The organism is Streptomyces sp. NPDC021096 (genome assembly GCF_040641275.1).
GTDB lineage: Bacteria > Actinomycetota > Actinomycetes > Streptomycetales > Streptomycetaceae > Streptomyces.
In genome coordinates, this window is sequence record NZ_JBFADG010000001.1 from 501,057 (window position 1) to 521,037 (window position 19,981).

The window sequence follows — 19,981 nt, forward strand, 5'->3', positions numbered from 1 at the left end:
GGAAAGGCTCACGCCCGCACCAGCAGCGCCACCGGCCCCGCACCCAGCAGCTCCCCCAGCCCCACCCGCCCCTCCCACACCCGCCCCGTCAGCAACTCCCGCCACTCCCCACCCCCCGGCAGCGCGAGCACCGTCCCCCGCCACCCTCCCGCCGCGCCCAGCCGCCGTGGCAACCGCGTCGCGGCCGCCACGACCTCGCCGGCCCGGGCGAACGCCACGCAGTGCTCCGCCGCCGGCCCGAGCGCGGCCAGCGGCTCGTAGGAGCCCGAGGGCGCTCGGAACCACTGCGGATGCTCCCGCCGCAGGCGCAGCGCGGCACGCGTGAGCCGCAACTTCTCGCCGGACAGCCCGTCGGGGGCCCCGTCCGGGAACGTCGGCGGACGCCGGTTGTCCGGGTCGACCAGCGCGCGGTACGTACGCTCCGTCCCCATGTACAGATCGGGCACGCCCGGCATCGTCAGGTGCAGCAGCGTCGCGCCGAGCACGTTGGCCCGTACGGTCGGCGCCGCCTCCTCGGCGAGGGCGGTGAGCTCCTCGTGGGCGGGCCCGCAGGGGCCGGCGGCGACGAAGGCCTCGACCGCCGCCTCGTACGCGGCGTCCGGCTCGGTCCACGTCGTGAGCAGCGCCGCCTCGCGCACGCTCTTGAGGACCGCCGGGGCGAGCCGCCGCGCGTCGGGGGCGCCGAGACCGAAGGCGCTCTGCCAGGCCACCCACGCCACGTGCGGGTCGGGCGCGGCGGCCTGCGGCCACAGCCGGTCCATCAGGTCCGCCCACTCCTGCGGGTACTCGCTCAGCGCGGCGACGCGCGCCCGGGCGTCCGCGCTGCGCTTGGTGTCGTGGGTGGAGAGCACGGTGCCGCCGGCGGGCCAGTCGCGCTGCAGGCGGGCGCAGTAGGCGTGGAACTCGGCGGGCGTGAGCGCCGGCCGGTCCGGGGTGCCGCCGACCTCGGTGGCCGAGAGCAGGGGCGCGTAGCGGTAGAAGGCGGTGTCCTCGACGGACTTGGCGCGCAGCGCGGAGGCGGTCTGTGCGAACCGGGCGCAGAAGTCCCGCTGGTCCGGCCCGTCCCCGAGCCGCCCGAGGGCCGCGTCCCGGACGAACTCGACGGCTTGCGCCTCCTGGGGGACGGCGAAGGCGCCGCGGGCCCCCTGGGCGGCCTCGTCCAGCAGCGCGGTGTCCCCCGGCGTGGGGGGACGGCCGGGCACGGCGTACGGGCGGTAGACGGGCAGCCGGACGAGGATCTCGCACAGTGCGGTGCGCAGCGCCCAGGGGGCGTGGTCGCGCAGCCGGTGGGAGGCCTCGCACAGCCGGCCGGCGGTGCGTACGAGCCGGGCGACCTCCGCCGCCAGTTCGTGGGTGACGACCCGGTAGGCGGCGCGGCGCACGGTCGCGGGCCAGTCGCCGCCCCGGTCGGGGGCGGCGCCGGTGAAGGAGCGGTAGGCGGCCGTCAGTTCGGCGGCGCCCTCGGGGTCGGTGAAGAGGCCGTCGAGGTGGCGCAGGGCGTCGTAGCCGGTGGTGCCGGCGACGGGCCAGCCGGCGGGCAGCCGTTCGTCGCCGCTGAGGATCTTCTCCACGACCGTCCAGCGCCCGCCGGCGGCCTCCGCCAGCCGCCGCAGATAGCCGGCCGGGTCGGCGAGGCCGTCGGGGTGGTCGACGCGCAGCCCGTCGAGGACGCCCTCGCGCAGCAGCTGGAGCACTTTGGCGTGCGTGGCGGCGAAGACCTCGGGGTCCTCCACGCGCACCGCGATCAGTTCGGAGACGGTGAAGAAGCGCCGGTAGTTCAGCTCGGTGCGCGCCAGCCGCCACCACGCGGGCCGGTACCACTGGGCGTCCAGCAGCTCGGCCGTCGGCAGCCGCTCGGTGCCGGGCCGCAGCGGGAAGGCGTGGTCGTGGTAGCGCAGGACGCCGTCGGCGACGGTGAAGCGGTGCAGTTCCGCCCCGAGCGGGCCGGCCAGCACCGGCAGCAGGATCCTGCCGCCGTGCTCGGCCCAGTCGATGTCGAACCAGCGCGCGTAGCGGGAGGCCGGGCCGTCCCGCAGGACTTCCCACAGCGGCCCGTTGAGATGCTCGGGCGCGGGCACGGCCATGTGGTTGGGGACGATGTCGAGGACGAGGCCCAGGCCGTGGTCGTGCGCGGTGCGGGCGAGCGCCCGCAGGCCCTCCTCGCCGCCCAGTTCGGCGCGTACGGCGGTGTGGTCGACGACGTCGTAGCCGTGCGCGGAGCCCGGTACGGCCTCCAGGACGGGGGAGAGGTGCAGATGGGACACGCCGAGGGAGGCGAGGTGGGGCACGGCCCGCCCGGCCGCGGCGAAGGGGAAGGCGGGCTGGAGCTGGAGCCGGTAGGTGGCGGTCGGCGGGGTGCAGCTGTCGCGCGTCACGGGAACATACGTACCCACAACTCGGCCCGATGCTGCAGCCCCGCTCCCGCTCCGGTTCCGGCGGTCAGGCGGGCCGCTGCAGCACCGCGAGGCTGCGGTCGGCGAGCGTGAGCCGGGCGCCGGCCCGCACCTTGGGGCCGTCGTCGGCCGCGCCGTCGGGGCGGGCCGTGTCGACGATGATCTGCCACTGCCTGCCGTGGTTCATGGGCACGACGAAGTCGAGGGGCCGGTCGTGCGCGTTGAACATCAGCAGGAACGAGTCGTCGATGACCGGCTCGCCGCGCGGGCCCGGCTCGGAGATCGCGCCGCCGTTGAGGAAGACCGTCAGCGACCGGGCGTGGGCGGCCTGCCAGTCGCGCTCCCGCATCTCCTCGCCCTCGGGGGTGAACCAGGCGATGTCGGAGAGGTCGTCGTGGGTGCCCTGCACCGGGCGGCCGTGGAAGAAGCGGCGGCGCCGGAAGACGGGGTGGTCGCGGCGGAGCCAGACCAGGGAGCGGGTGAAGTGCAGCATCCGGCGCGCGAGGTCGGCGGCGGCGTCGTCCGGGTGCGGCCAGTGCACCCAGGACAGCTCGCTGTCCTGGCAGTAGGCGTTGTTGTTGCCGCTCTGGGTGCGCGCGAACTCGTCGCCGTGGCTGAGCATGGGCACGCCCTGGGACACCAGCAGGGTGGCGATGAAGTTGCGCATCTGCCGCTCGCGCATCTCGAGAACGGCCGGGTCGTCGCTGCCGCCCTCGGTCCCGCAGTTCCAGGAGCGGTTGTGGCTCTCGCCGTCCTGGTTGTTCTCCCCGTTGGCCTCGTTGTGCTTGTCGTTGTAGGAGACCAGGTCGTGCAGGGTGAAGCCGTCGTGGCAGGTGACGAAGTTGATGGAGGCCAGCGGGCGCCTGCCGTCGCCCTGGTAGAGGTCGGAGGAGCCGGTCAGGCGGGAGGCGAACTCCGCGAGGGTGGCCGGCTCCCCGCGCCACAGGTCCCGGGAGGTGTCGCGGAATTTTCCATTCCACTCTGCCCACAGGGGCGGGAAGTTGCCGACCTGGTAGCCGCCCTCGCCCACGTCCCACGGCTCGGCGATCAGCTTCACCTGGCTGACCACCGGATCCTGCTGCACCAGGTCGAAGAAGGACGAGAGCCGGTCCACCTCGTGGAACTGCCGGGCCAGCGTCGCCGCCAGATCGAACCGGAACCCATCCACCCGCATCTCGGTCACCCAGTACCGCAGCGAGTCCATGATGAGCTGCAGCACGTGCGGGCTGCGCATGAGCAGCGAATTGCCCGTACCGGTGGTGTCCATGTAGTAGCGCGGATCGTCCGCCAGCCGGTAGTACGAGGCGTTGTCCAGCCCCCGGAACGAGAGCGTGGGGCCCAGATGATTGCCCTCGGCCGTGTGGTTGTAGACCACATCCAGAATCACCTCGATGCCCGCCGCGTGCAGGGCCCGCACCGCCGACTTGAACTCCAGCACCTGCTGTCCCCGGTCGCCCCACGAGGCGTAGGCGTTGTGCGGGGCGAAGAAGCCGATCGTGTTGTAGCCCCAGTAGTTCGCCAGCCCCGCGTCCACCAGCCGGTGGTCGTGCACGAACTGATGCACCGGCATCAGCTCGATCGCCGTGACCCCCAGCTCCGTCAGATGCTCGATCACCGCCGGGTGCGCCAGCGCCGCGTACGTGCCGCGCACCTCCTCCGGCAGCGCCGGGTGCAGCATCGTCAGGCCCTTCACATGGGCCTCGTAGATGACCGTACGGTGGTAGTCCGTGCGCGGCGGCCGGTCGTCCCCCCAGTCGAAGTAGGGATTGACCACCACGGAAGTCATCATGTGCGGCGCGGAGTCCATGTCATTGCGCTTCTCCGGCCTGCCGAAGTGATAGCCGTAGACCTCCTCGCCCCAGCCGATCCCACCACTGACCGCCTTCGCATAGGGGTCCAGCAGCAGCTTGGCGGAGTTGCAGCGCTGCCCCCGCTCCGGCTCGTAGGGCCCGTGCGCCCTGAAGCCGTAGCGCTGGCCCGGCATGATGCCGGGCAGATAGGCATGGCGCACGAACGCGTCGCTCTCGCGCAGCTCCACGGCGGTCTCCGAGCCGTCCTCGTGCAGCAGGCACAACTCGATCCGCTCGGCGGCCTCGGAAAAGACCGCGAAGTTGGTCCCGGCGCCGTCGTACGTGGCACCGAGTGGGTACGCCTGTCCCGGCCAGACCTGCATGAGCGCAAGTCTTCCACCCCGGGCGCCCCTTTCCGCAGATCTTCCCCAAAACCCCAGCGGGAAGCCGCCACCGGCCCTCCCCGGCTCCGCCAACCGGGTGAGCGCCACCCTTCTGGCTATGAATCAGCTCACTCCCGCCGAAGGGCCCCGGAACAACAGGCACGTCGGACGGCCCAGTTGGCCGGAAGGGGCCGAGCGGGCGCGTGCACCGCCTCCCGCCCGCGCAGTAGTCTGCCTTGATCGTTGGACGGGGGCGGAAGGCGGTGCACTGGTGAGCTCGGGCGGGCTGGAGCTGCCCCCTGGGGACGGAGGTCCCGAGGGTGACGGCTCGACCGACACACCACCGGGCGTGGTGTCCCTGACCCGCCCGAGGGAGATCGGGGCGGAACTGGACTGGGACGCCGGCGCCTGGGGCGAGGTGCGCACCCGCGCCCGCCGCGCGGGCCGGGCCTACATCTGGCTGAACCTGGTCGAACAACGGCTGCGGGTCGTCGTCGCCGCCGTGCTGCGCCCGGTCTACGAGCCGGTGCACGGCGAGGAGGAATGGGTCGTCGCCGCCGCCGGGCCCGCCGGCCAGGAGTGGGTGCAGCGCGCCGTCGCCGTCCGCGAGGTCAGCCGCCGCAAGGGCTACCTCCTGGACCCGGCCGACGACAACGTCCTCAGCTTCCTCACCCTGCCGCAGCTGCGCGAGCTCCTCGTCCAGCACTGGCCCTGCTTCGAGCCGTACCTGGACGACCGGCGCGAACTCGAACTCGCACTGGACGAGCTGGAGGTGGCCCGCAACGTCGTCTCCCGCAACCGCGCGCTCTCCCAGGCCGTCCTCGCCCAGGCCGAACGGGCCTCCGCCCGGCTGCTGGACATCCTCGGCGGCGGCACCGGCACGCCCTCCGCCGACCGGCTGCCCATCGACGCCGTCGAGGACCTCGTCGGCGACCGCTACGCCGACGTCGTCGGCGTCCACCCCGACCGGGTGCGCCTGCAGCGCCAGCTGCCCGTGGAGGACCTCTTCGGCAGCGCCCGCCGCCTCGACGCGGTCGGCATAGGCCTGAACCTGCTCGTGCAGAACTACTCCGGGCGGCGCCTGGTGCGCCTGGCGGAGACCGGCTGCCGCGCCCGCCTGCTCTTCCTCAACCCCGCCAGCAGCGCGGTGCGCCGCCGCGAGCGGGAACTGGGGATCAAGAAGGGCGAGATGAGCCGGTCCGTGGAGATGAACATCATGCACATGCGGCGCGTGCGCGACCGCCTCCGCGACACCGCCGCCTTCGAGATCCGCGTCTTCGACGAGACCCCGCGCTTCACCGCCTACCTCGTCAACGGCGACGGCTCGGACGGGCTCGCCGTGGTGCAGTCCTACCTGCGCAAGGCGCGCGGCATGGAGTCCCCCGTGCTGGTGCTGCGGGGCGGGAACCGGGACGTGCTGCGCCAGGGCCGGCCCGCCGACGACACCGGCGGGCTCTTCGAGACCTACCGCGAGGAGTTCGAAGGCGTGTGGGCCGACTCACGGCCCGTGTCCTGAAGCACTCCTGACGCAGCCTCCGAAGGCCGCCGGCCACGGCCCGTTGTCAGTGGCGCGTGGCAGGCTGGGGAACCAGACGGGGGAAGCACCACCGAAGGGGGAACCGCCATGGCGTGGCACGAGGAGCTGCTGATCGGCTTCGACCTGGAGACGACCGGCACCGATCCCGCACAGGCCCGGATCGTCACGGCCGCGGTCGTGGAGACCAAGGGCGGCGAGCCGGTGCGCAGTCTGCACTGGCTGGCCGACCCGGGCGTCCCCATCCCGGCTGAGGCCGCCGCCATCCACGGCATCACGGGCGAACGGGCCGCCGAGCAGGGCCGGCCCGCCCGCGAGGTGGTGGAGGAGATCGCCGCCGCGCTGGCCGGGCACTGGGCGCTGGGCGTGCCCATCGTCGCCTACAACGCCTCCTTCGACCTCAGCCTGCTGGAGGCGGAGCTGCGCCGGCACGGGCTGCGCCCGCTGGGGGAGCGGCTGGCCGGGGAGACGGGCGAGCCGGCGACGGTGGGCCCGGTCGTCGATCCGTACACCATGGACCGGGCCGTCGACCGCTACCGCAAGGGCCGGCGGACGCTGGAGGCGGTCTGCCGGGAGTACGGCGTGGTCCTGGGCGAGGCGCACGAGGCCGGCGCGGACGCGCTGGCGGCGGTGCGGGTGGCCCGGGCGATAGCCGCGCGCCACCCCCGCATAGCGGAGGCGGAGCTGTGGGAGCTCCACCGCGACCAGGTGCGCTGGTACGGCGAGTGGGCCGCGGGCTATCAGCAGTGGCTGCGCCGCCAGGGGGATCCGCGGGCCGTGGTCGAGGGGGCCTGGCCGCTGCGCTGACCGCGGGCGCCGGGGCCCCGGCCGTCACTCCCGCAGCCTGAGCACCGTGGGGTCGCAGGCGAGGATCTCCAGCGCACGGCCGGGCCGGCCGGTGCCCGGGAAGGAGAGCGCGAGGTGCCGGCCGTCCTCGGTGCGCCAGGATCCGCGCACCGAGTCCGGGGCGTCGCCCCGCCCGATGGGGTGGTCGACGAAGGTGCAGTCCGCGGCGAACTCCATCGCGCGCCGGCCGCGGGCGGGCGGGAAGGCATAGCCGCCGGGCCGGTAGACCGTCACGCCGTCGCCGTCCTCCTCGCGGGAGTGCACCCAGCGCCGGAAGAGGGCGTCGGGCGGGCGGGCCGACCGCTCGGGGCCGGTGGGTCCGGCTGCCTCGTTCATGCCTCACGCACCTCCGAAATCACCCGGATTCACCGAGGTTTACCCGGGTTTACCCAAATATGGAATGCCGCTGCGCACTTACTGCCGGTTCTGCGATGTCCCTAGATGTCGTAGCTGTGCGGGTCTACGGTAATCCGTACCGGGCCCGCGTTCCCCACCCTGCCGTGTACGCACGGCGATTCGAGGAGGGCGCAGCATGCCCGAGAACCAGCCCCCCGCATCCCGGCCGCCCGGCCGCAGACTCTGCGCGACCATGGCGGTCCACCGCCGGCTGCTCAGCGAGAACCCCGCCTACGCCGCCGCCCGGGCGGCTGTGGAGAACAGGGCGTTCGCCTACGAACGGGGGATGGAGCGGCCCGCCCGTACTGGCATCACCTGCCTTCCCGTCGTCGTGCACGTCGTCTTCCACACCGACGAGCAGAACATCGACGACACGCAGATCGCCAGTCAGATCAGTGTCCTCAACGCCGACTTCCGCAAGCGCAACGCGGACGTCGCCCAGGTGCCGGCGGTGTGGCGGCCGCTCGCGGCCGACGCCCGGGTGGAGTTCCGGCTGGCCACGGTGGACCCCGCCGGGCGGCCCACCACGGGCATCACCCGTACGCGGACGGACGTGGCGGAGTTCCCCGCCGACGACTCGGTGAAGTCCACCGCGCAGGGCGGCCACGGCGCCTGGCCCGCGGACCGCTACCTCAATGTGTGGGTCTGCCTGCTGGGCGAGTCGCTGCTGGGGTACGCCCAGTTCCCCGGCGGCCCGGCCGCCACCGACGGGGTGGTCATCCTGCACTCGGCGTTCGGCACGTCCGGCACCGCGACGGCACCGTTCGACCTCGGGCGGACCGCCACCCACGAGGTGGGGCACTGGCTCAATCTGTTCCACATCTGGGGCGACGACGGCACCGGCTGCAGCGGCAGCGACTTCGTCGCCGACACCCCCAACCAGGGCGGCCCCAATTTCGGCAGCCCCGATTTCCCGCACGTCTCCTGCGGCAACGCCCCCAACGGCGACATGTTCATGAACTACATGGACTATGTCGATGACGCGGCCATGTTCATGTTCACGCAAGGTCAGGTGACCCGCGTGGACGCCACCCTTGACGGCCCCCGGAGCAGCTTCCCCGCCGCCGGCCCCTGCTGACGGGGCCCGGCCTCGTCGGAGGACGTCAGAAGGGGTACCACCGCACCGCCGGGTCCCCCTCCCGCAGGGAGGCGACCCGGCGGGCGAACTCCGCGCGCGCCGCCGGGTTGGCCGGCGCGTGCTGGGCCACCCATGCGCAGCTCGCCGTCTCCCGGGCCCCGCGCAGCACGGCGCAGCCGTCCCACTCCCGTACGTCCCAGCCGTAGGTGTGGACGAAGGTGTGGTAGGCCTCCGGGGCCAGCCCGTAGCGGTCCCGGCTGAGGGCCATCACGACCAGGTCGTGCTCGCGCAGATCGGTGGCGAAGGTCTCCAGGTCGACCAGGACCGGCCCGTCCGGTCCGATGTGCACGTTGCGCGGGAGCGCGTCGCCGTGGACCGGGCCCGGCGTCAGACGGGGCGTCAGTGCGGCGGCCGCGGCGGCGAACCCGTCGCGGCGCTCGCGCAGATAGTCGGCGTCGGCCGGGTCGATCGCGTCCCCGGCCAGCCGCAGCCACCGCTCGACGCCGCCGAGCAGCTCCCGGCGGGGCAGCGCGAAGCCGGGTTCGGGAAGCGCGTGGACCTGCCGCAGCAGTGCCGCCAGATCGGCGGGGTCCGCCGGGCGCACGGCCTCCGGGAGCCGGTGCCAGAGCGTCACCGGATGGCCGTCGGCGACCAGCGCCGTCGGCTGCGCCGCCCGTACGGCGGAAATGCCGCTCTCCGCGAGCCAGGCGGCGATGCGCAGCTCACGGTCGGCGCGCTCGCGCAGGGAGGCGTCCCGGCCGACCTTGGCGACGAGGCCGTCGGCGGCGAAGACCGCGTTCTCGCCGAGCGCGAGCAGCCGCGCGTCGGCCGCCGGCAGCGGCGTCCCGGCAGCGGCGAGGAGCTCGCGTGCCCGTTGTTCCGTGAATGCCGCGTCCACCACCACGTCGTACCTTCCGTGCCCCGCTGTTCCCGGGGCGTGCGTGCCCGGGCCGGTCATGGCAAGTGTCCCCTTTGGCGGGGAGCGGGGCGGCACCGGGTGGCCGGAAGGCCGCAGGGAAGGGGTGGCTCGAAAAAAACCATTGAACGAGACGTATCGTCTCGCCTATGGTGCTCCCATGCCTGCTTCCCCCGCCGTTCGGCCCGCCCATATCGCCATGTTCAGCATCGCGGCCTCCGGCCACGTCAACCCCACCCTCGAGGTCATCCGCGAACTCGTCGCCCGTGGCCACCGGGTCACCTACGCCATCCCCGAGTCCTTCGCCGAGGTCGTGGCCGCGGCCGGCGCCGAGCCGAAGATCTACGACTCGACGCTTCCCACCGCTGAGGACCCCGACGCCTGGGGCTCGGAACTCATCGACCACTTCGAGCTGTTCCTCAACGACGCCGTCCATGTCCTGCCGCAGCTGATCAAGGCCTACGAGGGCGACGAGCCGGACCTGGTCCTGTACGACATCACCGCCTACCCCGCCCGCGTCCTCGCCCACCGCTGGCGCGTGCCCATCGTCCAGCTGTCGCCCAACCTGGTCGCCTGGGAGGGCTACACGGAGGAGGTCGGGGCCGCGATGGTCGAGCCGATCAAGCGCTCCCCGCGCGGCGCCGCCTACTACGCGCGCTTCGCCGAGTGGCTGCGGGACAACGGCCTCGCCCTGGACCCCGACTCCTTCAAGGGCCGGCCCGACCGGTGCCTCGCCGTCATCCCGCGCGCCATGCAGCCGCACGCCGACCGGGTCGACGAGACGGTCACCACCTTCACCGGGCCGTGCCAGGGCGACCGCGCGGACCAGGGCACCTGGCAGCGCCCGGCGGACGCGGAGAAGGTCCTGCTGGTCTCCCTGGGCTCGACGTTCACCAAGCAGCCCGGCTTCTACCGCGAGTGCGTCAAGGCCTTCGGCGACCTGCCCGGCTGGCACGTGGTGCTGCAGATCGGCAAGCACGTCGGCCTCGGGGACCTGGGCGAGGTGCCCGCCAACATCGAGGTGAGCCGCTGGGTGCCCCAGCTCTCCGTCCTCCGCCAGGCCGACGCCTTCGTCACCCACGCCGGCATGGGCGGCTCCCAGGAGGGTCTGGCGTGCGGCGTCCCCATGGTCGCGGTGCCACAGGCCGTCGACCAGTTCGGCAACGCCGCGATCCTCCAGGAGCTGGGCGTCGCCCGGCACCTGCCGACGGAGGAGGCCACCGCCGAGGCGCTGCGGGAGGCGGTGCTGTCCCTGACCGGCGACCCCGCGGTGGCCGCGCGCTCGGCGGCGCTGAAGGCCGAGCTCGCGGCGGAGGGCGGCACTCCTTACGCGGCCGACCTCATCGAGGCGGAGCTTCGGCCCGCCCGCTGACCCCTGGTACGGTCCCGTGCCAACGGTCGCCGTGCCCAACCCCCACGGGGCGCGGCGGCCGGCGTCCGTCGTCGTAGCGCCGCAGCAGCAGCGAGACCACCTCCGGCGCCGGCCCCAGCACCTCGGCCAGCACATCGGCCCCCGCCGCCCGGGCCCCCGCGGCGATGCGGTCCGGCAGCCGCCCGGGAGCCAGCGCGTACGGGGCCACCGCGATCCGGCGGACCCCCTCCGCGCGCAGCGCCCGCACGGCGTCCTCGGTGCGCGGCGGGGAAGCGGAGGCGAACGCGGGCCGCACGGCGCACCAACCGGTGTGCCGCCACTCCCGCGCGATGTCAGCGATCACCGCGTTCGCCTCCGGGTCGGAGGAGCCCGCCGAGGCCAGGACGACCCCGGTCGAGCCCCGGTGGCCGGGGCGCACCCCGGCCTCGTACAGCCGCCGCTCCAGCGCCGCCGTCAGCAGCGTGGAAGGACCGAGCACCCTCGCCTGACGTACCGTCAAACCGGGCAGTGCGGCCCGCGCCCGGTCCAGGACGGCGGGGACGTCGGACTTGGCGTGGAAGGCACGGGTCAGCAGCAGCGGCACCGCGACCACCTCCCGCTCGCCCTCCGCGGCCAGCCGGGCCAGCGCCTCCTGCACCCCGGGGACGCAGAAGTCCAGGAACCCCGCCTCCACGCGCAGCCCGGGCCGCCGGGCCGCCAGGCGCGAGCACAGCGCGGCGACCGTCGCCGCGTGCCGGGGATCGCGGCTGCCGTGCGCGACGATCAGCAGGGCCACGGCCGGCCCCTACCGCGTCGCCAGCCCGCGCGTGCGCAGCACACGGCGTTCCAGCGGGCTGAAGACGATCAGGTCGATGGCGATGCCGACGAACAGGATGAGCAGGATGCCCAGCAGCACCCCCGGCATGTCGGAGTCGGTGCGGGCGTTCTCCAGGAACTGCCCCAGGCCCAGCCCCAGATCCGGGGAGGAGGCGATGAGCTCCGCCGCCATCAGCGAGCGCCACGAGAACGCCCAGCCCTGCTTGAGCCCGGCGATGTACCCCGGCAGGGCCGCCGGCAGCAGGACGTGCCGCGCCCCGCGCACCCCCGTCGCGCCCATCGTGCGGCCCGCCCGCAGATACAGCGGCGGCACCTGGTCGATGCCGGAGACCAGGCCGTTGGCGATGGACGGCACCGCGCCCAGCAGGATCACCGCGTACATCGCCGAGTCCGTGATGCCCAGCCAGATCACCGCCGCCGGCACCCAGGCCACCGACGGCAGCGACTGCAGCCCCGACAGGATCGGCCCGAGGGCCGCCCGCACCACCGGCACCCGGGCCACCAGCAGCCCGAGCGGGGTACCGAGGGCGAGCGCGGCGAAGAAGCCCAGCAGTCCGCGCGAGACGCTCGTCCAGACGATGGACAACAGCGTGCCGTTCAGCCACAGTTCGCGCAGGCTGCTCCAGACCGCGGACGGGTCGGGCAGCTTGTAGTCGTCGGTGACCTCCGCCAGGACCAGCAGCTTCCACACGGCCAGCACCAGCACCACGGCCACCAGCGGCGGCAGCACCTTCTGCAGCAGCACCTGCCGCAGCGGGGTGCGCTTGACCTGGACCGCGTCCAGCGCGTCGAGTCCGGCCTCCAGGCCGGCGAGGTCGCCCTCGGCGGCCTTGGTGGTCTCAAGTCCGGCCATGGCGGCGGATCTCCCCCCGTAGTTCCTCGGTGATCTCCACCGACAGATCGGCCACCGCCGCGTCCTCGATGCGGCGCGGCTGCGGGATGCCGACCTCCCACTCGCGCACCACCCGGCCCGGCCGGGACGACAGCAGCACCACCCGCTGCCCCAGCCGCACCGCCTCGCGGACGTTGTGCGTCACGAACAGCACCGACAGCCGCGTCTCCGACCAGATGCGGGTCAGCTCGTGGTGCAGCACGTCCCGCGTGATGGCGTCCAGCGCCGCGAACGGCTCGTCCATCAGCAGCACCCGGCTGTCCTGCGCCAGCGCCCGGGCCAGGGCGACGCGCTGGCGCATGCCGCCCGACAGCTCGTGCACGCGCTTGCCGTACGAGCCGCCCAGCCGGACGAGGTCCAGCAGCCGCTCGGCCTCCGCCTGCCGGGCGCCCCGGGGCACCCCGCGCAGCCGCAGGGCCAGTTCGATGTTGCGGCCCGCCGTCAGCCACGGGAACAGCGCGTGCTCCTGGAACATCAGCGCGGGGCGGCCGCCGGGCACCGCGATGGTGCCGGCGGACGGCCGGTCCAGCCCGGCGACCAGGTTCAGCAGCGTGGACTTGCCGCAGCCGGACGCGCCCAGGAGGCAGACGAACTCGCCGGGCCGGACGTCGAGCGTGATGTCGTCGAGCACGGGCCGGTCCGCGCCCGGGCGGCCGAAGCTCTTGTGGACGTTCTGGATCCGGACGGCCGCCGGTATGTCGTCATCGACGGCCGTGCCGGAGGTCGCGGTGGTCAACGCCGGGGTCATCCGGTCACCTCCTGGAGTGCGGACGGGCATGCGCGCCCCTACTGCCGTGTACACGGTCACTGCCTGCCGAGCTTCGCGGTGTCGACGGCCGGCTTGCCCTCGGCCTTGAGCACCTTGTTGAGGAGGGTCACGTCGTAGATGCCGGACAGGTCCGGCCGGTCCAGCAGCCCGGCGCCGACGGCGTGGTCGGCCTGGGCCCGCAGCGTCGTCGCCAACGGATCGTCGGTCGTGACGATGGACTTCCACGCCGGGTCGAGCACCTGGGCCGGCAGCTCCTTGCCGGAGAGCTTCTTCAGCGCCGCGTTGGCCGAGGCCTTCGCCTTGTCCGGGTTCGCCGCGATCCAGGCGTTCGTACGCACCGATCCGCGCAGCACGGCCTCGACCACGTCCGGGTGCGCGTCGAGGAACTTCTGCGACACGACCACATTGGTGATCACGAACTTTCCGTCCGGCCACAGCGAGCTCTCGTCCAGCAGCACCTTGCCGCCCTGCGAGACCAGCTTGGAGGCCGTCGGCTCCGGCACCCAGGCGCCGTCGACGGAACCGGACGCGAAGGCGTCGGGCGTGACCTTGTTGTCCGTACGGACCACGGAGACGTCGCCCTTGCCGCTGCTCGGGTCGACCTTCCAGCCCTTCTCCGCGATCCAGTGGAGGAAGGCCACGTCCTGGGTGTTGCCCTTCTGCGGCGTGGCGATGCGCTTGCCCTTGACGTCGTCGAGGGAGGAGACGCGGTCCGGGTGCACCACGAGCTTCACCCCGCCGGAGGCGGAGCCGGAGACGATCCGCAGGCTCTTGCCCTTGGACTTCACATAGCCGTTGATCGCCGGCGACGGGCCGATCCAGCCGATGTCGATGGAGCCCGCGTTGAGCGCCTCGATCTCCGACGGCCCGGCGTTGAAGGTCGTCGACTTGAGCTCGGTGCCGCCCAGTTCCTTCTGCAGGAGCCCCTCCTGCTCGCCGACCAGCGGAGTTGCGTGGGTGATGTTGGGGAAGTAGCCGATGCGCACGGTGTCGGCGGAGAGCTTGCGGCCGTCGGCCGTGGCCTTCGCGCCGGCGGTGGAGGAGTCCTTCTGCGATCCGTACCCACAGGCCCCGAGGAGGCCGGTCAGCAGCGGGAGGGCGACCGCGGCCGCCAGGGCTCGGCGGCGGGGAGATGCGGCGGCAGACATGAGGGGGGTTCCTCTCTGCGGGCCGGTGCGTACGGCGGGTACGCCCGGCGGGTTCACATGGGGCTGGGGGGACGGGGATGCGGCGGGGGTACGGACGTCAGCGCGCACATCGCCCGACGCCGCCCTGCCCGCTGCCGAGGACACCGCTGCCGATGCGGCCGCCCTCCTTGTCGAATGCCGAGAAGAAGTCCCGGGTGAGCCCGGTCATGGTCAGAAGTCCCAGCCCTCGTCGTCGGCCGCCGCCCGCGGGGCCGGCGCCGCGAAGGCCGCACCCGCCATGCCCGCCGTCAGTGTCGTCCCGTCGGCCGGGTCGACCAGCAGGAACGAACCGGTGCGCCGGGAGTCGGCGTACGCGTCGAGCGCCAGCGGCTCGGCGGTGCGCAGCACCACGCGGCCGATGTCGTTGGCGGCCAGTTCGCCGGGCGCGCGGTGGTGGGACAGGTCGCCCAGCGTCAGCCGCGAGGGGATGTCCTTGACGATCGCCTTGACCGTACGAGTGGTGTGCTTGAGCAGCACCCGGTCCCCGGTGCGCAGCGGCCGGTCGGCCACGTGGCAGACGGTCGCCTCGACGTCCCGGGTGGGGACGGGCGCGCCGGCGGTGGGGGCGATCAGGTCGCCGCGGGAGACGTCGAGGTCGTCGGCCAGGCGCAGGGTCACCGACTGCGGCGCCCACGCCAGGTCCACGCTCGCGCCCAGCGCGTCGATGCCGGCGATCGTGCTGACCCGTCCCGAGGGCAGCACGGTGACGGGCTCGCCGACGCGCAGCACCCCGGAGGCGAGCTGGCCGGCGTAGCCGCGGTAGTCGGGGTGCTCGGGCGTCTGGGGGCGGATGACGTACTGGACGGGAAAGCGGGCCGGGTCGCCGGTGGGGTCGGCCACGACGGGCACGCTCTCCAGGTGCTCGAGGACGGTCGGGCCGCCGTACCAGTCCATGTGCGCCGAGGCGGTCACCACGTTGTCGCCGGCCAGGGCCGAGATCGGGATCGCGGTGACGTCGGGCACGCCCAGCGAGGCGGCGTACGCCGTGAACTCCCCGGCGATGGCGGCGAAGACGGGCTCGGCGTAGTCGACGAGGTCCATCTTGTTGACGGCGAGCACCACGTGCGGGACCCGCAGCAGCGCCGCGACGGCGGCGTGCCGCCGGGTCTGCTCGACGACGCCGTTGCGGGCGTCGACCAGCACCACGGCCAGCTCGGCGGTCGAGGCGCCGGTGACCATGTTGCGGGTGTACTGCACGTGCCCGGGGGTGTCGGCGAGGACGAACCGGCGGCGCGGCGTGGCGAAATAGCGGTACGCGACGTCGATGGTGATGCCCTGCTCGCGCTCCGCGCGCAGCCCGTCGGTCAGCAGCGCCAGGTCCGGCTCCTGCTGTCCGCGGCCCCGCGAGGCCCGCTCGACGGCCTCCAGCTGGTCGGACAGCACCGACTTGGAGTCGTGCAGCAGCCGGCCCACCAGCGTGGACTTGCCGTCGTCCACCGAGCCGGCGGTGGCGAAGCGCAGCAGCGAGGTCGCCGCCGGGTCGATCGATGTGCTCATGGCTAGAAGTACCCCTCGCGCTTGCGGTCCTCCATCGCGGCCTCCGACAGCTTGTCGTCGGCCCTCGTCGCGCCCCGCTCGGTGAGCCGGGACGCGGCGATCTCGGCGATGACCTCCTCGATCGTCACCGCGCCGGAGTCGACGGCCCCGGTGCAGGACATGTCGCCGACCGTGCGGTAGCGCACCAGCCGTCTCTCGGTCCGCTCGCCCTCCCGGGGGCCGCCCCACCCGCCCGCCGCCAGCCACATGCCGTCCCGGGCGAACACCTCGCGCTCGTGGGCGTAGTAGATGGCCGGCAGCTCGATCTTCTCCCGGGCGATGTACTGCCACACGTCCAGCTCGGTCCAGTTCGACAGCGGGAAGACCCGCACGTGCTCACCGGGGGAGTGGCGGCCGTTGTACAGCTGCCACAGCTCCGGGCGCTGCCGGCGCGGATCCCAGCCGCCGAACTCGTCCCGCAGCGAGAAGACCCGCTCCTTCGCGCGCGCCTTCTCCTCGTCCCGGCGGCCCCCGCCGAAGACGGCGTCGAAGCGGTGCGCGGCGATCGCGTCCAGCAGGGGGACGGTCTGCAGGGGGTTGCGGGTGCCGTCGGGGCGCTCACGCAGCCGGCCGTCGTCGATGAAGTCCTGTACGGACGCCACGTGCAGCCGCAGACCGTGCTCGGCCACCGTGCGGTCGCGGTAGGCCAGGACCTCGGGGAAGTTGTGGCCGGTGTCCACGTGCAGCAGCGAGAACGGCACCGCCGCCGGCGCGAACGCCTTCAGCGCCAGGTGCAGCATGACGATCGAGTCCTTGCCGCCGGAGAAGAGGATCACCGGCCGCTCGAACTCCCCCGCCACCTCGCGGAAGATGTGCACCGCCTCGGACTCCAGGGAGTCCAGGTGCGTCAGGGCGTAGGGGCTCTCGCTCACAGCAGCCCCCGCCCGGCCAGCAGTCCGTACACGGCCGCCGCCGACTCCTCGACGCTCTGCTCGTGCGCCTCGACGCGCAGGTCCGGATCGAGGGGAGCCTCGTACGGGTCGTCCACCCCCGTCAGACCGGACAGCTCGCCCGCCGCCTGCCGCGCGTACAGGCCCTTCACGTCCCGTACGGAGCACACGTCCACCGGCGTCGCCACGTGCACCTCCACATATCCGGTGCCGTGTTCCTGATGGCGCTTGCGGACCGCCTCGCGCGAGTGCGTGTACGGCGCGATGACCGGTACGAGCACGGTCACGCCGTGCGCGGCCAGCAGCCGGGCGACGAAGCCGATCCGCTGCACATTGGTGTCGCGGTCCTCGCGGGAGAAGCCGAGACCGGCCGAGAGGAACTCGCGTATCTCGTCCCCGTCCAGCACCTCCACCCGGTGCCCCTCGTCACTCAGCCGTCCCGCCAGCGCACGGGCGATCGTCGTCTTGCCCGCGCTCGGCAGCCCGGTGAGCCAAACCGTGGCCCCACTCATGTCCCGCTCCCCGTCTCGTGTCATCCGTGCAACCCGCACTCGGTCTTGCCGCGCCCGGCCCACCGGCCGGCCCTCGCGTCCTCGCCGGCCGCGACGGGCCGGGTGCAGGGCGCACATCCGATGGAGGCATATCCCTCCGTCAGCAGAGGATTGGTGAGCACTGCGTGTTCCGCGACATAGGCGTCCACGTCGGCCTGCGTCCAGCGGGCGATCGGCGAGACCTTCACCTTTTGCCGGCGGGCGTCCCAGCCCACGACCGCGGTGCCCGCCCGGGTCGGGGACTCGTCGCGGCGCAGTCCCGTCGCCCAGGCGTCGTAGGAGGCGAGCCCCTCCTCCAACGGCCGCACCTTGCGCAGCGCACAGCACAGGTCGGGGTCCCTCTCATGCAGCCTCGCCCCGTACGCGGCGTCCTGTTCGGCGACGCTCTGGCGCGGGGTGAGGGTGATGACGCGCACGTCCAGCACGGCCGCCACGGCGTCCCTGGTGCCGATGGTCTCCGGGAAGTGGTAGCCGGTGTCCAGGAAGACCACGTCGACGCCGGGCAGGACGCGGGAGGCGAGGTGGGCGACCACCGCGTCCTCCATGGAGGAGGTCACGCAGAAGCGCTCCCCGAAGGTCTCGGCCGCCCAGCGCAGGATCTCCTGCGCCGGCGCGTCCTCCAGCTCGCGGCCCGCCCGCCGGGCCATCCCCTCAAGTCCGCTCATCGACGGCCCCCTTGGCCAGGCCCCGGGCGAGGAGCCCGAGGAACGAGAGCTTGAAGGCCCGGTTGCAGGCACCGCACTCCCAGGCGCCGTGGCCCTGTTCGCCGGGGCGCAGGTCCTCGTCACCGCAGTACGGGCAGTGGAAGGGCGCGGCACGCTCACTCATGAGAGGTCCTCCTCGTCGGCCCGCGTCACCCACTGCGCGAAGCGCTCGCCGTCCGCGCGCTGCTCCTGGAAGCGCCGCAGGACGCGTTCGACGTAGTCGGGCAGCTGCGCCGAGGTCACCTTCAGCCCCCGCACCTTGCGGCCGAATCCGGCTTCCAGGCCCAGGGCGCCGCCCAGGTGCACCTGGAAGCCCTCGACCTGGTTGCCCTCGTCGTCGACGACCAGCTGGCCCTTGAGGCCGATGTCGGCGACCTGGATGCGGGCGCAGGCGTTCGGGCAGCCGTTGACGTTGATGGTGAGGGGCTCGTCGAAGTCCGGGAGGCGGCGCTCGAGTTCGTCGATGAGCGAGGCGCCGCGCGCCTTGGTCTCCACGATCGCGAGCTTGCAGAACTCGATGCCGGTGCAGGCCATCGTGCCGCGCCGGAAGGGGGAGGGGCCGACCCGCAGGTCCAGCGCCTCCAGGCCCGCCACCAGCGAGGCGACCTGCTCCCCGGGCACGTCGAGGACGATCATCTTCTGCTCGGCGGTGGTGCGCAGCCGGCCCGAGCCGTGCTCCTCGGCGAGGCCCGCGATCTTGGTGAGGGTGGCGCCGTCGACGCGGCCGACGCGCGGGGCGAAGCCGACGTAGAAGCGGCCGTCCTTCTGCCGGTGCACGCCGACGTGGTCGCGCCAGCGCTCCACGGGCTGGGCGGGGGCCGGTCCGTCGGTGAGCGGGCGGCCCAGGTACTCCTCCTCCAGCACCTGCCGGAACCTCTTCGGACCCCAGTCGGCGAGGAGGAACTTCAGCCGGGCGCGGTTGCGCAGCCGCCGGTAGCCGTAGTCGCGGAAGATGCCGATGACGCCGCCGTAGACGTCCGCGACGTCCTCCAGCGGCACCCAGGCGCCCAGCCGGACGCCGATCCTGGGGTTGGTGGACAGACCGCCGCCCACCCACAGGTCGAAGCCGGGGCCGTGCTCGGGGTGGCGGACGCCGACGAAGGCGACGTCGTTGATCTCGTGCGCCACGTCCAGCAGCGGCGAGCCGGACACCGCCGACTTGAACTTCCGCGGCAGGTTGGAGAAGTCGGGGTTGCCGATGAAACGGCGGTGGATCTCCTCGATGGCCGGGGTGCCGTCGAGGATCTCGTCCTCGGCGATCCCGGCGACCGGCGAGCCGAGGATGACCCGGGGCGTGTCGCCGCAGGCCTCGGTCGTCGACAGGCCCACGGCCTCCAGCCGCCGCCAGATCTCCGGCACGTCCTCGATGCGGATCCAGTGGTACTGGATGTTCTGCCGGTCGGTGAGGTCGGCGGTGCCGCGCGCGAACTCCTCGGAGATCTCGCCGACGACGCGCAGTTGCGCGGTGGTCAGCCGGCCGCCGTCGATGCGCACCCGCAGCATGAAGAACTCGTCGTCCAGCTCCTCCGGCGCCAGGACGGCCGTCTTGCCGCCGTCGATGCCGGGCTTGCGCTGGGTGTACAGGCCCCACCAGCGCATACGGCCACGCAGATCGCTGGGGTCGATGGAGTCGAAGCCGGCCTTGGAGTAGATCGTCTCAATGCGTGTCCGCACATTGAGACCGTCGTCGTCCTTCTTGAACTGCTCGTTGGCGTTCAGGGGCGTGAAGTGGCCGACGGCCCACTGGCCCTCGCCGCGGTGGCGGCCGGTTTTGCGCCGGGGCGGGGCGGCGGGTGAGGCGGAAGGGGAGTCAGCCATGGCGAAATGTCCTTAAAGTCCGCATGCGTGGGTAAGGAAGGCATGGGAAAAGGGGTAGGGAGAGACCCCGTCGGCGGCAGTGGCGACGAGAGGTGGAACGGCGGTGGTGC

General features: G+C 73.2%; 18 protein-coding genes. 4 read left to right on the top strand and 14 right to left on the bottom strand.

The genetic code is table 11. The features are described 5' to 3' along the window. Positions 1–8: 8 nt before the first annotated feature. Both treY and glgX read right to left on the bottom strand, forming a co-directional pair. Positions 9–2,375 (bottom strand): malto-oligosyltrehalose synthase, encoded by a 2,367-nt coding sequence (gene treY / locus AB0G59_RS02340; protein ID WP_360907086.1) that lies wholly within the window; start codon positions 2,373–2,375, stop codon positions 9–11. A gap of 64 nt (positions 2,376–2,439) precedes the next feature. Beyond that, positions 2,440–4,566, bottom strand: a complete 2,127-nt coding sequence (glgX, locus tag AB0G59_RS02345; RefSeq protein ID WP_360907088.1) for a glycogen debranching protein GlgX — start codon at positions 4,564–4,566, stop codon at positions 2,440–2,442. Positions 4,567–4,837: 271 nt separating this feature from the next. Here glgX and AB0G59_RS02350 point away from each other — a divergent pair, with 271 nt between their 5' ends. Both AB0G59_RS02350 and AB0G59_RS02355 read left to right on the top strand, forming a co-directional pair. After that, entirely contained in the window at positions 4,838–6,082 is a 1,245-nt protein-coding gene (locus AB0G59_RS02350) for an SAV2148 family HEPN domain-containing protein (protein ID WP_071964142.1), read from the top strand. A gap of 108 nt (positions 6,083–6,190) precedes the next feature. After that, a complete protein-coding gene (locus AB0G59_RS02355) occupies positions 6,191–6,907 on the top strand; it encodes a 3'-5' exonuclease (protein ID WP_360907090.1) in 717 nt (238 codons plus the stop codon). A 24-nt stretch (positions 6,908–6,931) separates the two neighbouring features. Here AB0G59_RS02355 and AB0G59_RS02360 read toward each other — a convergent pair whose 3' ends face one another. After that, complete coding sequence (locus AB0G59_RS02360; protein ID WP_360907092.1) at positions 6,932–7,282, bottom strand: hypothetical protein; 351 nt, start codon at positions 7,280–7,282, stop codon at positions 6,932–6,934. A 196-nt stretch (positions 7,283–7,478) separates the two neighbouring features. Here AB0G59_RS02360 and AB0G59_RS02365 point away from each other — a divergent pair, with 196 nt between their 5' ends. Beyond that, a complete protein-coding gene (locus AB0G59_RS02365; protein ID WP_360907094.1) occupies positions 7,479–8,420 on the top strand; it encodes a zinc metalloprotease in 942 nt (313 codons plus the stop codon). Between the two features lie 25 nt (positions 8,421–8,445). Here the strand turns inward: AB0G59_RS02365 and AB0G59_RS02370 are convergent, their stop codons facing one another. Beyond that, positions 8,446–9,318 carry an aminoglycoside phosphotransferase family protein gene (locus tag AB0G59_RS02370; protein WP_360907096.1) on the bottom strand — a complete coding sequence of 291 codons (873 nt, stop codon included), beginning with the start codon at positions 9,316–9,318 and terminating at the stop codon, positions 8,446–8,448. A gap of 178 nt (positions 9,319–9,496) precedes the next feature. Between AB0G59_RS02370 and mgt the strand changes: the two genes are divergently transcribed. Continuing rightward, positions 9,497–10,708: a macrolide-inactivating glycosyltransferase gene (mgt, locus tag AB0G59_RS02375; protein WP_360907098.1), complete on the top strand. Its 1,212-nt coding sequence runs from the start codon at positions 9,497–9,499 to the stop codon at positions 10,706–10,708. Here the strand turns inward: mgt and AB0G59_RS02380 are convergent. The 10 genes from AB0G59_RS02380 to AB0G59_RS02425 all read right to left on the bottom strand — a co-directional run bounded on the left by AB0G59_RS02380 (position 10,677) and on the right by AB0G59_RS02425 (position 19,871). Next, entirely contained in the window at positions 10,677–11,483 is an 807-nt protein-coding gene (locus AB0G59_RS02380; RefSeq protein WP_360907100.1) for a sirohydrochlorin chelatase, read from the bottom strand. The two genes, mgt and AB0G59_RS02380, sit on opposite strands and share 32 nt — an antisense overlap. Positions 11,484–11,492: 9 nt before the next feature. Then, a complete protein-coding gene (locus tag AB0G59_RS02385; protein ID WP_360907102.1) occupies positions 11,493–12,377 on the bottom strand; it encodes an ABC transporter permease in 885 nt (294 codons plus the stop codon). Further along, positions 12,364–13,164 (bottom strand): ABC transporter ATP-binding protein, encoded by an 801-nt coding sequence (locus AB0G59_RS02390; RefSeq protein WP_360907104.1) that lies wholly within the window; start codon positions 13,162–13,164, stop codon positions 12,364–12,366. The genes AB0G59_RS02385 and AB0G59_RS02390 overlap by 14 nt, the downstream gene beginning before the upstream one ends. 56 nt (positions 13,165–13,220) lie before the next feature. After that, complete coding sequence (locus AB0G59_RS02395) at positions 13,221–14,333, bottom strand: aliphatic sulfonate ABC transporter substrate-binding protein (protein ID WP_360907106.1); 1,113 nt, start codon at positions 14,331–14,333, stop codon at positions 13,221–13,223. Positions 14,334–14,543: 210 nt separating this feature from the next. Next, positions 14,544–15,869, bottom strand: coding sequence for a GTP-binding protein (locus tag AB0G59_RS02400; protein ID WP_360907108.1), 1,326 nt, complete (start codon positions 15,867–15,869; stop codon positions 14,544–14,546). Between the two features lie 2 nt (positions 15,870–15,871). Then, on the bottom strand, positions 15,872–16,780 hold the full coding sequence (gene cysD, locus AB0G59_RS02405) for a sulfate adenylyltransferase subunit CysD (protein WP_360907110.1): 909 nt from the start codon (positions 16,778–16,780) through the stop codon (positions 15,872–15,874). Then, on the bottom strand, positions 16,777–17,310 hold the full coding sequence (gene cysC / locus AB0G59_RS02410; RefSeq protein WP_360907112.1) for an adenylyl-sulfate kinase: 534 nt from the start codon (positions 17,308–17,310) through the stop codon (positions 16,777–16,779). Before cysC ends, cysD begins: the two co-directional genes overlap by 4 nt. A gap of 20 nt (positions 17,311–17,330) precedes the next feature. Next, the gene (locus AB0G59_RS02415) at positions 17,331–18,014 is read right to left on the bottom strand and encodes a phosphoadenylyl-sulfate reductase (RefSeq protein ID WP_360907114.1); all 684 of its coding nucleotides are present in this window, start codon (positions 18,012–18,014) and stop codon (positions 17,331–17,333) included. Next, positions 18,001–18,177, bottom strand: a complete 177-nt coding sequence (locus tag AB0G59_RS02420; RefSeq protein ID WP_360907116.1) for a hypothetical protein — start codon at positions 18,175–18,177, stop codon at positions 18,001–18,003. Before AB0G59_RS02420 ends, AB0G59_RS02415 begins: the two co-directional genes overlap by 14 nt. Beyond that, on the bottom strand, positions 18,174–19,871 hold the full coding sequence (locus AB0G59_RS02425) for a nitrite/sulfite reductase (RefSeq protein ID WP_360907118.1): 1,698 nt from the start codon (positions 19,869–19,871) through the stop codon (positions 18,174–18,176). The genes AB0G59_RS02420 and AB0G59_RS02425 overlap by 4 nt, the downstream gene beginning before the upstream one ends. Positions 19,872–19,981 lie beyond the last annotated feature (110 nt).